Annotated in this window: 14 protein-coding genes; 3 read left to right on the top strand and 11 right to left on the bottom strand. The window is 67.8% G+C overall.

What is annotated here, in order from left to right; all coding sequences use genetic code 11:
- Positions 1 to 155 precede the first annotated feature (155 nt).
- Positions 156 to 530: a DUF779 domain-containing protein gene (locus AvAM_RS23885; RefSeq protein ID WP_137749391.1), complete on the top strand. Its 375-nt coding sequence runs from the start codon at positions 156 to 158 to the stop codon at positions 528 to 530.
- 50 nt (positions 531 to 580) lie between these two features.
- Here AvAM_RS23885 and AvAM_RS23880 read toward each other — a convergent pair whose 3' ends face one another.
- Positions 581 to 2563 (bottom strand): methyl-accepting chemotaxis protein, encoded by a 1983-nt coding sequence (locus AvAM_RS23880; RefSeq protein WP_137749390.1) that lies wholly within the window; start codon positions 2561 to 2563, stop codon positions 581 to 583.
- Positions 2564 to 2884: 321 nt separating this feature from the next.
- Between AvAM_RS23880 and AvAM_RS23875 the strand changes: the two genes are divergently transcribed.
- Entirely contained in the window at positions 2885 to 3325 is a 441-nt protein-coding gene (locus AvAM_RS23875) for an acyl-CoA thioesterase (RefSeq protein WP_137749389.1), read from the top strand.
- Positions 3322 to 4317, top strand: a complete 996-nt coding sequence (locus AvAM_RS23870; protein WP_137749388.1) for an EamA family transporter — start codon at positions 3322 to 3324, stop codon at positions 4315 to 4317. The genes AvAM_RS23875 and AvAM_RS23870 overlap by 4 nt, the downstream gene beginning before the upstream one ends.
- Before the next feature lie 23 nt (positions 4318 to 4340).
- Here AvAM_RS23870 and AvAM_RS23865 read toward each other — a convergent pair whose 3' ends face one another.
- From AvAM_RS23865 to fmt, 10 genes are all read right to left on the bottom strand, one after another.
- Positions 4341 to 5333 carry a succinylglutamate desuccinylase/aspartoacylase family protein gene (locus AvAM_RS23865; protein WP_137749387.1) on the bottom strand — a complete coding sequence of 331 codons (993 nt, stop codon included), beginning with the start codon at positions 5331 to 5333 and terminating at the stop codon, positions 4341 to 4343.
- The gene (locus AvAM_RS23860; RefSeq protein ID WP_137749386.1) at positions 5330 to 6304 is read right to left on the bottom strand and encodes a tripartite tricarboxylate transporter substrate binding protein; all 975 of its coding nucleotides are present in this window, start codon (positions 6302 to 6304) and stop codon (positions 5330 to 5332) included. Before AvAM_RS23860 ends, AvAM_RS23865 begins: the two co-directional genes overlap by 4 nt.
- Before the next feature lie 150 nt (positions 6305 to 6454).
- Positions 6455 to 7351, bottom strand: coding sequence for a LysR family transcriptional regulator (locus tag AvAM_RS23855; protein WP_137749385.1), 897 nt, complete (start codon positions 7349 to 7351; stop codon positions 6455 to 6457).
- Between the two features lie 49 nt (positions 7352 to 7400).
- Entirely contained in the window at positions 7401 to 8228 is an 828-nt protein-coding gene (pyrF, locus tag AvAM_RS23850; RefSeq protein ID WP_094289675.1) for an orotidine-5'-phosphate decarboxylase, read from the bottom strand.
- 171 nt (positions 8229 to 8399) lie between these two features.
- Positions 8400 to 8957, bottom strand: coding sequence for a FlgO family outer membrane protein (locus AvAM_RS23845; RefSeq protein WP_137749384.1), 558 nt, complete (start codon positions 8955 to 8957; stop codon positions 8400 to 8402).
- Positions 8954 to 9640: a hypothetical protein gene (locus AvAM_RS23840; RefSeq protein WP_137749383.1), complete on the bottom strand. Its 687-nt coding sequence runs from the start codon at positions 9638 to 9640 to the stop codon at positions 8954 to 8956. Before AvAM_RS23840 ends, AvAM_RS23845 begins: the two co-directional genes overlap by 4 nt.
- Before the next feature lie 206 nt (positions 9641 to 9846).
- Positions 9847 to 11046, bottom strand: coding sequence for a phosphoglycerate kinase (locus tag AvAM_RS23835; RefSeq protein WP_137749382.1), 1200 nt, complete (start codon positions 11044 to 11046; stop codon positions 9847 to 9849).
- Positions 11047 to 11222: 176 nt separating this feature from the next.
- The gene (locus tag AvAM_RS23830; RefSeq protein WP_137749453.1) at positions 11223 to 11558 is read right to left on the bottom strand and encodes an AzlD domain-containing protein; all 336 of its coding nucleotides are present in this window, start codon (positions 11556 to 11558) and stop codon (positions 11223 to 11225) included.
- The gene (locus AvAM_RS23825) at positions 11558 to 12382 is read right to left on the bottom strand and encodes an AzlC family ABC transporter permease (protein ID WP_137749381.1); all 825 of its coding nucleotides are present in this window, start codon (positions 12380 to 12382) and stop codon (positions 11558 to 11560) included. The genes AvAM_RS23830 and AvAM_RS23825 overlap by 1 nt, the downstream gene beginning before the upstream one ends.
- Positions 12379 to 13353: a methionyl-tRNA formyltransferase gene (gene fmt / locus AvAM_RS23820; protein WP_137749380.1), complete on the bottom strand. Its 975-nt coding sequence runs from the start codon at positions 13351 to 13353 to the stop codon at positions 12379 to 12381. The genes AvAM_RS23825 and fmt overlap by 4 nt, the downstream gene beginning before the upstream one ends.
- Positions 13354 to 13371: the final 18 nt, after the last annotated feature.

The raw sequence follows: 13371 nt of genomic DNA, 5'->3' as shown, positions 1-13371 counted from the left end.
GCGTCGTTGCTCCGTCTTGCCGTGGCGCTGCCACCGTCTGCGACGGAGACGCCTAGCCAGGGACGGCTTGTGGATAGCTGGAAACGTTTCTACTGACGCGGCTCGTTGTTCCAACTGGCCGCGTTTGCTTTTTGCATCGCACGCTGGAGACAACCATGGTCGAAAAAGTCGTCGCCACCCCCGCCGCGCTGGAGCTGGTGGCCTTTCTGCAAACCAAACATGGCCCCGATCTGATGTTCCACCAGTCGGGTGGCTGCTGCGACAACAGCGCAGCCAACTGCTACCTGCCGGGTGAGATCACGATGGGTGCAGGCGACGTGTACCTGGGCGATATCGGCGGCTGCCCGTTCTACATCGGGCGCGCGCAGTACGAGACCTGGAAACACACGCAGCTCATCATCGATGTGATCGAAGGCACGGGCGGCACCTTCTCGCTGGAGGGGCCCGAGGGCAAGGCCTTTCACACCCGCTCGCGGGTGTTCACGGCGGCGGAGCTGGATGCGCTGGGCATTGCCCCGCCTGTGACCTGAAATTCTCAAACCAAAATGGCCGCCTGCGCGCGACCAGTATGCCTTTTTGGCTATTGAAGTCGTAGCATTCCGGGCCCGCCACCGATGCCGCCGGTGGGGTTGCCATCACCCCCCAGGCGGAACACCGACACCACCTGCACCAGGTCCTCGGCCTGGTTCTGCAGGCTGCTGGCGGCGGCGGCCATTTCTTCGACCAAGGCCGCGTTCTGCTGCGTGACCTGGTCCATCTGTGTCACGGCCTCGCCCACCTGGGCCACGCCCAGCGACTGTTCGTGGCTGGCCGCGCTGATCTCGCCCACGATGTCGGTCACGCGGCGGATGGACGCCACCACCTCGGTCATGGTGCTGCCTGCGCGGTCCACCAGGGCCGTGCCCTGCTCCACGCGCTCCACGCTGGCGCTGATGAGGGTCTTGATCTCGCGCGCGGCCTCGGCACTGCGCCCGGCGAGGTTGCGCACCTCGCTAGCCACCACGGCAAAGCCCCGGCCTTGCTCGCCCGCGCGGGCGGCTTCCACGGCCGCGTTCAGCGCCAGGATGTTGGTCTGGAAGGCGATGGAGTCGATCACGCCGATGATGTCCGAGATCTTCTGCGACGCGGCATTGATGCCCTGCATGGTGTTGACCACCTGGGCCACGACCTCGCCACCCTGGGTGGCCACGGTGCTCGCGCTGGCGGCGAGCTGGCTGGCCTGCTGGGCGCTGTCGGCGTTCTGGCGCACGGTGGCGTTGAGCTGCTCCATCGAGGCAGCGGTCTGCTCCAGCGCGCTGGCCTGGCTTTCGGTGCGGGCCGATAGGTCGGTGTTGCCCTGTGCAATCTGCACGCTGGCCGTGGCCACGCTCTCCGACCCGCCGCGCACCTGGCGCACCACCTGCGTGAGTTGGCTGCGCATTTGCTGCAGCGCCTGCAGCAGCTGGCCGACTTCGTTGGTGCCGTGCGGGATGGGCGCACCGCTCAGGTCCCCCTGTGCCACGGCGCGCGACAGCGCCACGGCCTGCGACAGCGGCCCGGTCATGGAGCGCACAAACACCAGGGCCATGGCGCTGGTGGCCGACAGCGTGAGCACCAGGGCCAGGGCCACCCACAGCAGGTTGCGCTGCAGCCCCGCCACACGCGCCTGCAGGGCCTGGTCCAGGCTGGCCATCGACAGGTTGTTGAGCGCGTTCAGCGCCTCGATGGTGCGGGTGAAGGCGTCGAAGTAATCCTTGGACGCGAGCTGCAGCTCGGTGGCGTTGATCACGTCGCGCTCGGCCATCTGCAGCGACTGCTGGATCTGGCCCTGCACCGCCTGCACGCTGCTGCCCAGTGCGCGCTGCAGGTCGGGGTTGCCCTGCAGGGCGCGGTCCAGGCCGCGGAAGGTGTCGGCCTGCAGCTCGGCCACACGCTGCTGCAGCACCAGCAGCTGGCCCTTGCCCTGGGGCGTCAGCTCGCGCTTGCCCAAGGCGCTGGCGCCCTGGGCGCGCAGCATGCCCAGCTTTTCGCCCAGCATGGGCGCCTGCGCCAGCGATGCCTGGACCAGCGCATGGGTGTCGGCCTCGGGGTCGATCTGCAGGCCATAGGCGTGCACCAGGGCCTCGTTGAGCTGCAGCAGCTGGGCAATCAGCTGCGTGTGCTGCGCCGTGCTCTGCGCCTGCTCGATGCTGCGCGCGCCCACGGCCTGCTCCAGCGTGCGCCAGGTCTGCTGCGCCTGGGTCCAGGCCGCCATCTGCGCTGCGGGCACCTTGGCGGCGGCAAAGCGGGCGCTCACGTCGTCCAGCGCGGTGTTGACCGCATCGCGCGCGGCAGGGCGGCGCGCGGCCAGCGACTCGTCGCCCCCCAGCATGCCCACAGACAGGCCACGGTGCACCTGCATGCGCTGCACCAGCAGCGTGAGCGCCTGGGCGGGGGGCACGCCCTGCGCCTCCAGGCGCGCGTGGTCGATGGCATGGAGGGAGTCGCGCACCACCAGGTAGGTGGGCAAGGCACTCATCATGAGCCCGATGGTCCCCAGGATGAGGAATTTTTCGAGCAGGTTCAACCGGTGAAGCAATGACATGGCAATGGACGCAGGCCACACGGCGTGCGCTTTAGAGTAGGCCCCAGGGGCGGGTGTCGGCACCGCCGACTGGAGGGCGGCCCCTGTGAACCTGAGGACGATCGCATGGGAAAATCGCCCCACCGGCACCGAGGGCCAAACGGAATGGTTCTCAATGTAGGGACGCGTTTGCAGTAGGGTTTTGACTCAGGTCAAGTGGCGCAGAGCTTCGCCCACGCGGCCGCATCGCGAGCGCTGGGCTGCGTTCGGGGACGGGTGGAGGCTACGGCAGCCGGGGCGCTGGAGAATAATGAACGCCTCCCCATCCTTTGGAGCCCCGGCATGCACTCAACCACCCTGCGCTTCCTGGCGTCCCAGACCACGCTGCCCCAGGCAGGCCGCATCCCCGGCGGCACGGTGCTGCGCTGGGTGGACGAAGCCGGGTTTGCCTGCGCCAGCGCCTGGGCCAAGGGCGCCTGCATTACCGAGTTTGTGGGCGGCGCCCACTTTGTGCGCGCCATCCGCCCGGGGGACCTGGTGGAGGTGCACGCGCGCCTGGCCTACACCACCGACACCAGCATGTGCCTGGCCATGGAAGTGCGCAGCGGCGCAGTGCACGGCGCACCGCTGGAGGACGTGGTGCACTGCGTGGCCGTGTACACCGCCGTGGATGCCAGCGACCAGCCGCGTACCGTGGACAAGTGGAGCCCCGAGACCCCCGGTGACATTGCGCTGGCCCAGCGCGTGAAGGCGCACATCGACGCAGCGCGCGCGGCGCAATGAGCGGCGCTGTACAAGTCGCATCCGCCACCAGCCCGCTGCGCGCGCGCGACCTGTTCGCAGCGCTGGTGGTGGTGATCCTCTGGGGCGTGAACTTTGTGGCGATGAAGTGGGGGCTGCGCAGCTTCAGCCCCTTCCAGCTGGGCGCTGCGCGCTACCTGTGTGCAGCGCTGCCGCTGGTGCTGCTGGTCCGTCCGCCGCGCATGCACTGGCGCTGGGTGCTGCTGTTCGGGTTGTTCCAGGGTGTGGGGCAGTTCGGCTTTTTGTTCATGGGGCTCAAGGTGGGCATGACGGCTGGGCTGGCTAGCGTGCTGCTGCAAACCCAGGTGTTCTTCACGGCGCTGCTGGGCTTTGCACTGTTGCGCGAGCGGCCGGGGCTGCCGCTGCGCGTGGGCATGGGGCTCGCCGCACTGGGGCTGGTGTGTTTTGCTATGAACTATGTGGGCCCGGGCTCCGGCGTGGGGGTGGCGGCGGCCACCACACTGGCGGGCCTGCTGCTCACGCTGTGCGGCGCGGCGATGTGGGCATCGTCCAACATCGTGGCGCGGCTGGCGCAGCAGCACAGTCCGGGGTTTGACCCCTTGGCCTTTGTGATCTGGAGCAGCCTGGTGCCGGTGCTGCCGTTCATGGCGCTGTCCGCCCTGTTCGACCCCGACGCCGCGCGCTGGCTGCAGTGGCAGACGTTGGCCAGCGTGCCGCTGCTGTCGTGGGCGGCGGTGGCCTACCTGGGCTGGGCCGCCACCATCGTGGGCTACGCGCTATGGACCAACCTGCTGCAGCGCTACCCCGCCAACCGCGTTGCGCCCTTCAGTCTGGCGGTGCCAGTGGTGGGCCTCACCGCAGGCTGGCTGCTGCTGGACGAGGGCGTGGCGCCCTGGCAGTGGGCAGGCATTGCGCTGGTGGTGGCCGCGCTGGCCTGTGTGGTGCTGGGGCCCCGACTACAAGCCAAATGGCCGGTAGCGCCAGTTGAACATGCCTTAGTAGCTATCAACTAGATAGCAAACAACGACAGTACTGCCTACAGCAACCGGCGCCGCGCAAAGCGCACCACGGTCACCCCGGCACGTGCCTGGCGCACCGAGGGCATGACGAGCACGCAGTCGTCGTACGGAGTGACCACCGGCACGCCGTCGTTGTCGCCAATCACCGTGCCCGCCTTCTCGAACACTTCGAGGCCCGTGTACGGCGCCACAAACCGGAAGGCGCTGCTGGTGGCGACCACGGGGCCGGTCACCTCCAGCGCCCACTGGCACGGTGCGTCGGGCAGGCGCCAGCCGGGCAGCTGCTGCGCCAGTGCGTCGGCGCTCAGGGCGCCAGACTGCTCGATGAAACGCACGCACTGGTCCTGCGCCACGGCGCGGCTGGCCGGGTCGCCATGGAAGCCACATTCGATGAGCAGCGAGCGGGTGCCGTTGTCGTCCAGGTCGCCGAACCGGCCGTAGTCGCGCATGCGCACACCGTCCTTGTGGCCCGCGTCCACCACGGTGTATTCGGGCGAGCGCATGGCACGCGCCAGCGCCCGGTTGCGCGGCTGGATGCCGGTGAGCAGCAGCGGTGCCGAGGGCTCGTGCATCGAATGGATGTCGAGCAGCCAGTCGGCCTGCGCCACCCACGGGCGCAGCGCGGCGGCGCGGCGGCGTTCGTTGGTGTCGGCCGCATCGATGCGCGCGTCGATCCACTGGCGGTTGAGGTCTTCGTCGGTGAAGCGCGAGGCATCGTGGTTGCCGGGGTCGAAGCGGTCGAAGGCGTCGAGGTTGCAGAAGGCGAGTGTGAGCGTGCCCTGCGCAGGGCGCACACCGGCTTCGAGCAGGCCCTTGAGCGCCCAGGCGCCGCACAGCTCGTTGCCGTGCACCAGGGCGCTGATCATCACGTGGCGGCCGGGCCGGCCCGAGTCGAAATGCCACACGCCTTCGGTGCCGGTGTTGCCGGCGCGCCAGGCGCTGATGTCGGGGGCGGGCAGTTCAAACACCAGGGGGGGCACGGCGGTGGGGGTGAGCTCGGTGGGGTTCATTCTTCGATCTTGGCGAATTCAACGATCTTCTTGTACTTGGCCACTTCCGTAACCAGGAACTGGTCGATGTTCACGGTGGGCGAGGCCACGGTGGACCCGCTGGCTTCCATCTTCTTGCGGAAGTCCGGCGATTGCAGGCTGTCGGCCAGCGCCTTCTTGAGCTTGTCGGTCACAGGCTTGGGGAGGTTGGCAGGGCCCATGAGCGCAAACCACACGCTGATGTCCACGTTCTTGTACTGCGGCGACTCGGCCAGCGCGGGGATGTCGGGTGTGGTGGCCGAGCGCTTGGCCTCGGTGGTGCCCAGTGCAATCACCTTGCCGCTCTTGATGTGCGGCAGGCCGCTGGAGAGCACGAACACGCCGTACTCCAGGTTGTTGCCCATGAGGTCGCTGGTGAGCGGCGCCACGCCCCGGTAGGGGATGTGCGTCATGAACAGCTTGCCCTGCTCTTTCACGGCCTCGCCCGCCAGGTGCAACGCTGTGCCTACGCCCGAGCTGCCGTAGCTGAACTTGCCGGGGTTCTTGGACACCTTCTGCGTGAACTCCGCCATGTTCTTGACACCCGCCCCGGTGGAGGCCACCAGCACGAGCGGCTGCGAGGCAATGAGGCCGATGGCGGTGAAGTCCTTGATGTCGTACTTGACCTTCTTGGTCACGAGCTTATTGATCGCGATCTCGTTGTTGGCGCCCACCAGCAGGGTGTAGCCGTCGGGCGCGGCGTTGGCCACCTTCTGCGCGCCGATCGCGCCACCGGCACCACCCAGGTTCTCGATCACGACTGGCACGCCGAGCTTGTTGCCCAGCTCGGTGGCCACCGTGCGCGCGGTCAGGTCGGTGCTGCCGCCGGGCGGGTAGCCCACCACGATGGTGATGGGCTTGCTGGGGTAGGTGTCCTGCGCCAGCGCAGGCGCGCTGAGCAGGGCCAGGCCGCACAGGAGCGCCACGCGGCGCAGGGGGAGTGTGGGTTGCATGGGGTGTCCTCGTCGTGGATCGGGGGGTTGTGGCCCGATTGTGCGAAGCCCCTGGCGCTGGTCTGGTGCCGAAATGGCACCAGGTCTTGCCAATTCTGTTCGGTGCCCTGATGAAAACCCTGCGTCTGTGCCCGGAGGTCGGGCCCGGCTTCAGCGCTGCGCCAGCGCCTTCCACAGTGCTTCGGCCAGGGGGCCCAGACGGCGTTTGGGGCGGTACAGGCGCACGTCAAAGCGCACCTCCATGCGCGCATCGCCCGCCAGGGCCATGCGTTGGGCCTGGCAGTCGGCAAACACCATGGACCAGGGCAGCCAGGCCACGCCCAGGCCCTTTTGCACATATTCATAGTGCGCGTCGGCCGAGTCGCATTCGACCACCCGCTGCAGCCGGGGCGCGTGCGGGTTCTGGGCCAGGTGGTCTTCCACCAGGCGCCCCAGGGCCAGTTGCGGGGCATAGGCCAGGTAGGGCACGCGCGTGGCGTCGGGCCCGAAGCGGTGCAGCGCCTGCCCTTGCGCGGTGGCGCGTGACACGGGCACCAGCCGGTCCGAGGCCACGGTCACGTGCATGAACTGGCGCGCGTCCAGGCGCACGGCCAGCGTGGGGTGGTGGTAGACGAGGGAGAAGTCGGCCTCGCTGCGCTCCAGCATGGCCACGGTGTCGGCCAGCGCGCGGGTGCGGATGCACAGCTCGCCGCCCTGCAGGATGGGCTGCAGGCGCACCAGCCAGTCGGCCACCACGGTGCGCGCCAGCGTGCGGCCCGTGGCCAGGGTCACGGTGCGGGCCTGGCGCCCGGCCAGGCTCTGCAGCTCCTCGTGCGACTGCGTGAGGTTGCGCACCATTTGCCCGGCGGTGTCCAGAAAACTCTGCCCGGCGGGCGTGAGGGTGACGGGCCCCCCGCCCCGCTCCACCAGCGGCGTGCCCGCCCAGACCTCCAGCGCGCGGATGCGCCGGCCAAAGGCGGGGTGGGTCACATGCCGCAGCTCGGCGGCGCGGGTGAAGCTGCGCTCCTGCGCCAGCACGATGAAGTCCTCCAGCCACTTGAGCTGCATGGGCGTGTGGTGTGGCTGCGGGGGGCTGGGGAAGGATGGCGCGTGGTGCTTAGCGGCTGCGCGAGGCTTCAAGCACCGCGCGGGTGTGCTGGGCGGCGGTGCGCGCTGCGGCCGCAAAGTCCGCACCCTGGGAGGCGTACAACACGGCGCGCGAGGAGTTCACGATGATGGGGCCGTCGTTGCGCAGCCCGGCGCGCACGGTGGCGGCGGCGTCGCCGCCCTGGGCGCCCACGCCGGGGATCAGCAGGGGCAGCGTGGGCGCGATGGCACGCACGCGCTCGATCTCCTGCGGGTAGGTGGCGCCCACCACCAGGCCGAGCTGGCCGTTCTTGTTCCAGGGGCCTTGCGCCAGGCGGGCCACATGCTCGTACATGAGCGGCTGGCCTTCGATGCTGGCTAGGCGCTGGTTCTGCAGGTCGTCCCCGCCCGGGTTGGAGGTGCGGCACAGCAGGAAGGCGCCCTTGCCGTGGTAGGCCAGGTAGGGCTCAATGGAGTCAAAACCCATGAAGGGCGACAGCGTCACCGCATCGGCGCCATAGCGCTCGAAGGCTTCCTTGGCGTATTGCTCAGCGGTGGAGCCGATGTCACCGCGCTTGGCATCCAGGATCACCGGCACCTGGGGCGCATTGGCGCGCATGTGCTGCATCAGGCGCTCCAGCTGGTCTTCGGCGCTGTGGGCGGCAAAGTAGGCGATCTGGGGCTTGAAGGCGCAGACCAGGTCGGCCGTGGCGTCCACGATGGCGGCGCAAAAGTCGTAGATCTTGCGCGGGTCACCCTGCATGCCCGCAGGGAAGCGGGTGGGTTCGGGGTCCAGGCCCACGCACAGCAGGGAGTTGTTCTGCGCCGTGGCGCCGCGCAGCATGTCGGTGAAGTTCATGGGGCGTGATTTTAGTGGGCGGGTCCTTGGGGATCCCATCGGGGGGCCTGAGGCGCTGCGGCGCACCTTGTGTGGGCGGGTTGCCAAGGGTCCTGCAGGCATAAAAAAAGGCCGTCGAAACGGCCTTTTTGTTGGAGCAGGTGGGGAACACCTGCGAGTGCAAGCAGCAGCTCAGCGTGGCACGGCCAGCAGGCGCTGTACGTCGCGGTCGTTGGGCAGTGCGTAGTCGTGGCCGCGCACGATGCGGCTGTCTTCGGTGCGCACCAGCTTCAGGCTCACGTAGGTGTAGTTGGCGGCGGCCGAGTAGGTGCCCACCAGCACCATCGAGGCGTTGTGGTTGCGTGCGATGTCCTTGATCTCGCGCGACAGCAGCAGCTCGCCCTGGCCTTCGCGCACGAACACGTCGCCGCGCAGCTTGATTTCCTTCACGTTGAAACCGCTGGCAGCCATGCTGGTGGCGTATTGCTCGGACAGCGTGCGGCCCAGGGGGGCCGCGCGGCTCAGGTCGTTGACGTTGACCACGGTGGCCACCAGCACGGGGCCTGCGCCCAGGGCGGTCATGTCAAAGCCGGTGGTCAGCTTGGTGACGGCGTCGCGGCTGGTCTGGATGAACTGGCTGCTGGCGGCTTCCTGGTAGGTGGGCTCGACGCGCGTGGGCGCGGCATTGTTGGCGCAACCGGCCAGAACCACGCCGGCCAGCACCGTCAGAAGAAGTGCGGGGGTTTTCATTGCGAGACAACCTTCATGTTGACGTTCTTGTACGAGGGGCGCGTGAACAGCGGGGTGTCAGCGTTTTCCAGGTAGTACACGTCGGTCTTGCGTGCCAGGTACTGGCCACCGCGCGTGACGGTGGTGGTCAGAATCAGCTCGGTGTTGGTCGGGCCGCCTGAGTTGATGCTGTTGGCGTAGTCAGCGGCGATCGACAGGCCCAGCCCAGCGGCCAGTTGGGCATCAACATGCTCGTGGCGCAGGCCGTAGGCGGCAAACAGGCCAGCAGCGAGCATGGTGAACTGACCGGGGATGAAGCGGGGGCGTTCGCTGTTGTGGCGCACGACCTGGATGCCGTAAGAGACGTCCAGAGCCTGACCGGGGCTTTGTTGCACCACGGCACCGTTCTGGACCAGCTTGGTGATCAAGAACTCGCGGAATGCGGTTTCGAACTGCGTGGCATTGGCAGGCAGCGACACATGCATGGGGGTGCCTGGGGCCACACCGGCCTTGTCCAGGGTGCCCAGCGTCTGGCCCACCACGTCGCGCGACACCAGATCCCAATGGCCTGCGGAGCGGACCTTGGGTTGCGAGGTGTATTCGAAATTTTCCGCAACGGGAATTGGCGCTTTCTGTGCGCACCCAACCAAGGTTGCTACAGCGCCAGCCAGAACGGCCAAGCTGATTGCCTTTGAAAACGACATGATTCCCTCCTACGGACTAGATTTGCGAGGATCTGGACAGATACGGCCCGCACGATTGAAAAATAATTCTGGGCGGGTTCCTCAACAAAAACAAGAAAAAATTACGCTAACTGCGCTCCGCCGTACACAGTTCGTTGTTTTTGGTCACAGTTGTGTGTTGCTGCAAGGCACGCGGTGCCAAATAGCCCGGTTTGCCTTGCATTTGCTTACATGGTGGCGACGGCGCGCTGCTCCAGGATGTCAAAAGCGGGCAGTTTTTTGCCTTCCAGCACTTCCAGGAAGGCGCCGCCGCCGGTCGAGATGTAACCCACCTGTTTCTCAATGCCGTACTTGGCAATGGCGGCCAGGGTGTCGCCACCGCCCGCAATGCTGAACGCTGCCGATTCGGCAATGGCCGTGGCGATGGCGCGGGTGCCGTTCTCGAAAGCGGCAAACTCGAACACGCCCACGGGGCCGTTCCAGACGATGGTACCTGCGGACTTGAGCTGGGTTGCCAGGCGTGCGGCAGTGTCGGGGCCAATGTCCAGGATCAGGTCATCGGGCGCCACATCGGTCGCGGCCTTCACGGTGGCGGGGGCATCGGCGGCGAACGCCTTGGCCACGACCACGTCAGTGGGGATCGGCACTTCGGCGCCCCGAGCCTTCATCGCGGCCATCACGGACTTGGCAGCCTCCAGCAGGTCGGGCTCGGCCAGGCTCTTGCCGATGGGCAGGCCTGCGGCCAGCATGAAGGTGTTGGCAATGCCGCCGCCCACGATGAGCTGGTCCACCTTGTCGGCCAGGCTTTGCAGGATGGTGAGCTTGGTGGAGACCTTGGAGCCTGCCACGATGGCGGCCAGGGGGCGCTGGGGCTGGGCCAAGGCCTTGGTCAGGGCGTCGATTTCGGCCGACAGCAGCGGGCCTGCGCAGGCCACGGGGGCAAACTGGGCGATGCCGTAGGTCGTGCCTTCGGCGCGGTGGGCAGTGCCGAACGCGTCGTTCACGAAGATGTCGCACAGGGCGGCCATCTTGCGCGCCAGTTCTTCCTTGTTCTTCTTTTCGCCCACGTTCAGGCGGCAGTTTTCCAGCAGCACCACCTGGCCGGGGGCCACGGTGACGCCGTCCACCCAGTTGGCCACCAGCGGCACGTCGCGGCCCAGCAGCTCCGACAGGCGCTGGGCCACGGGGGCCAGCGAGTCCTCAGGCTTGAATTCGCCTTCCGTCGGGCGGCCCAGGTGGCTGGTGACCATCACGGCAGCGCCCGCGTCCAGTGCCATGCGGATGCAGGGGATCGAGGCGCGGATGCGCGTGTCTTCGGTGATGCGACCTGCGTCGTCCTGCGGAACGTTCATGTCCGCACGGATGAAAACGCGCTGGCCTTGGGCCTTGCCTTGGGCACACAGATCGGAAAAGCGGAGGATGTTCATAGCAGAGGTGTAAGGGGGAAGGAGGGCTCTCGCGGCGGCCATTTTAGTGACCGCAGTGGAGGGAGCCCTTCTCCTTCTGTCTTTGCCAGTGCTCCCGTGGAACGGGCTTTGCCAGGCCACGGGGTGCGTCCCCCGCAGGGGGATGGCGCCGAAGGCGACTCAGGGGGAGCCTATTTTCACCAGCCCCAGCCGATGTGCAGCGGCAGGTACACCGCCATGCCCACCAGGATCGTGCCCAGGATGCCCCGGCGCCAGAAGTAGTAGGCGCTGGCGCACACCACGGCGGGCAGGCGGGCGTCCATGAAGGTGTCGATGAGTTCGCCTTGGGTCATGACGATCTCGGGCGCAATCACGGCGGTGAGTGCCGCCAGGGGGGCGTACTTGAGTCCGCGCTTGAGCCAGCCAGGCAGCGGCAGCTCGCGCTCAGGGATCATGAAGAAGGAGCGGGACACCACGGTGATGACCGCCAGGCCCACGATGGCCAGCACCGGTTCGATCCAGGATCCGTTCATCATGGATGGCGCTCCTCACGCAGCGGCACCACGTCGCCCGCCGCGACATGTTCGCGTTCTTCGGGTGGCATGACGCTGTCGGCGGGCACCAGCAGCAGTTCGGGCTTGTGGCGGCGGCGGTCCACCGCCTCCATCAGCAGCCCGGCGGCCACAGCAGCGGCCAGGGCCACCAGGATGTTGAGCTTGAGCGGCAGCGCGAACGCGGCAATCGCGGCCGTGGCCGCCACGCCCGTGGCCAGCCAGGTGGCGCGGTCGAACAGCAGCGACAGCAGCACGCCCAGCAGCGCCAGCACCCCGGCAAACCCCAGCCCCCAGGACAGCGGCACGGCATTGGCCAGCAGGATGCCCGCGATGGACGGCACCTGCCAGGCCAGCCAGTTGGTGCTGGCAGCGCCCCAGAAATACGGTACCTGTTCGGGCGCGGGGCGTGGTTCGGGGAAGCGCTTCATGAAGGCCACATAGATCACGTCGCCGCTGAAGTACCCGAGCGCGAGGCGCTGGCGCAGCGGCAGGTGGGCAAAGTAGCTGCGCCACATGCTGCTGAAAATCACAAAACGCAGGTTCACGCAGGCGGCGGTGAGCCAGATGACCCACAGCGGCGCGCCCACGGACAGCAGCGGGATGACCGCCAGCTGTGCGCTGCCCGCGTACACCAGCAGCGACATGAACACTGCCATGCCCACCGGCATGCCGCTCTTGACCATGGCCACGCCCGTGACCAGACCCCAGGCGGCGATGCCCAGCGATGTGCCTGCCATGTCCGTGGCCGCGAGCCGGAACGACGGGTGGCGCACGGTGCTGCGCAGGGCAGCGAGTGTGCTCATGCGGTGGCGGTGCCCAGCACCATGCCGGGCTGCAGCGCAAAGCCGCGCAGGAAGTCGGCCGCAGGCAGGCGCTTGCCGCCCGCGCGCTGCAGCGTGGTCAGGCGCAGGGCCGTGCCCGCGCCGCACGCCACGACCACGCCGGTGTCGTCTGCAGATAAAACAAGGCCTTTGCGCGCGTCTGTATTGCCTTTTAAGCTATCAATAACATAGCTCCAGATCTTGATGGTCTCGCCGCTGCACTCGGTGCTGGCGCCCGGAAACGGGTCGAACGCGCGGATGCGCTGGCCGATCACGCTGGCGGGTTGGGACCAGTCGATGCTGCTTTCGGCCTTCTCGATCTTGTGGGCGTAGGTGATGCCCTCGGGGGGCTGGGCCACGGGCTGCAGGCCGCCGCATGCTGCCAGCTCCAGGGTTTCCACGATCATGCGGCCGCCCAGGTGGGCCAGTCGGTCGTGCAGCGCCGCCGTGGTGTCGTCGGCGGTGATGGCCAGGCGCTCGGTGAGCAGCATGTCGCCCGTGTCCAGCCCGGCATCCATCTGCATGATGGTTACGCCGGTTTCGGCATCGCCTGCTTCGATGGCACGGTGGATGGGCGCCGCGCCGCGCCAGCGTGGCAGCAGGCTGGCGTGGATGTTCAGGCAGCCCAGGCGCGGCATGTCCAGGGTCCACTGCGGCAGGATCAGTCCGTAGGCGGCCACGACCATCACATCGGCCTGGGCGGCCAGCAGCGCGTCGCGCGCGGCAGCGGCGTCTTCGGGGTACTTGCCATCTAGGCGCAGGCTGCGCGGCTGTGCCACCGAAATGCCATGGTCCAGCGCGCACTGCTTGACCGGCGATGCCTGCAGCTTCATGCCCCGGCCCGCTGGGCGGTCGGGCTGGGTGAGCACCAGCGGGACGGTGAACCCCGCAGCCAGCAGCCGCTCCAGCGCCACGCGGGCAAATTCGGGGGTGCCGGCAAAAATGACTTTCATGGATGGCTGCATGCGGAT

This window comes from Acidovorax sp. NB1 (genome assembly GCF_005405905.1).
GTDB lineage: Bacteria > Pseudomonadota > Gammaproteobacteria > Burkholderiales > Burkholderiaceae_C > Acidovorax.
This window is presented reverse-complemented; position numbering and strand designations above follow the sequence as displayed.

Bases quoted from the DNA above. Each gene is read 5' to 3' on its own strand.
- AvAM_RS23885 (WP_137749391.1), top strand. From the start codon at position 156: ATGGTCGAAAAAGTCGTCGCCACCCCCGCCGCGCTGGAGCTGGTGGCC.
- AvAM_RS23880 (WP_137749390.1), bottom strand. From the start codon at position 2,563: ATGTCATTGCTTCACCGGTTGAACCTGCTCGAAAAATTCCTCATCCTG.
- AvAM_RS23875 (WP_137749389.1), top strand. From the start codon at position 2,885: ATGCACTCAACCACCCTGCGCTTCCTGGCGTCCCAGACCACGCTGCCC.
- AvAM_RS23870 (WP_137749388.1), top strand. From the start codon at position 3,322: ATGAGCGGCGCTGTACAAGTCGCATCCGCCACCAGCCCGCTGCGCGCG.
- AvAM_RS23865 (WP_137749387.1), bottom strand. From the start codon at position 5,333: ATGAACCCCACCGAGCTCACCCCCACCGCCGTGCCCCCCCTGGTGTTT.
- AvAM_RS23860 (WP_137749386.1), bottom strand. From the start codon at position 6,304: ATGCAACCCACACTCCCCCTGCGCCGCGTGGCGCTCCTGTGCGGCCTG.
- AvAM_RS23855 (WP_137749385.1), bottom strand. From the start codon at position 7,351: ATGCAGCTCAAGTGGCTGGAGGACTTCATCGTGCTGGCGCAGGAGCGC.
- pyrF (WP_094289675.1), bottom strand. From the start codon at position 8,228: ATGAACTTCACCGACATGCTGCGCGGCGCCACGGCGCAGAACAACTCC.
- AvAM_RS23845 (WP_137749384.1), bottom strand. From the start codon at position 8,957: ATGAAAACCCCCGCACTTCTTCTGACGGTGCTGGCCGGCGTGGTTCTG.
- AvAM_RS23840 (WP_137749383.1), bottom strand. From the start codon at position 9,640: ATGTCGTTTTCAAAGGCAATCAGCTTGGCCGTTCTGGCTGGCGCTGTA.
- AvAM_RS23835 (WP_137749382.1), bottom strand. From the start codon at position 11,046: ATGAACATCCTCCGCTTTTCCGATCTGTGTGCCCAAGGCAAGGCCCAA.
- AvAM_RS23830 (WP_137749453.1), bottom strand. From the start codon at position 11,558: ATGAACGGATCCTGGATCGAACCGGTGCTGGCCATCGTGGGCCTGGCG.
- AvAM_RS23825 (WP_137749381.1), bottom strand. From the start codon at position 12,382: ATGAGCACACTCGCTGCCCTGCGCAGCACCGTGCGCCACCCGTCGTTC.
- fmt (WP_137749380.1), bottom strand. From the start codon at position 13,353: ATGAAAGTCATTTTTGCCGGCACCCCCGAATTTGCCCGCGTGGCGCTG.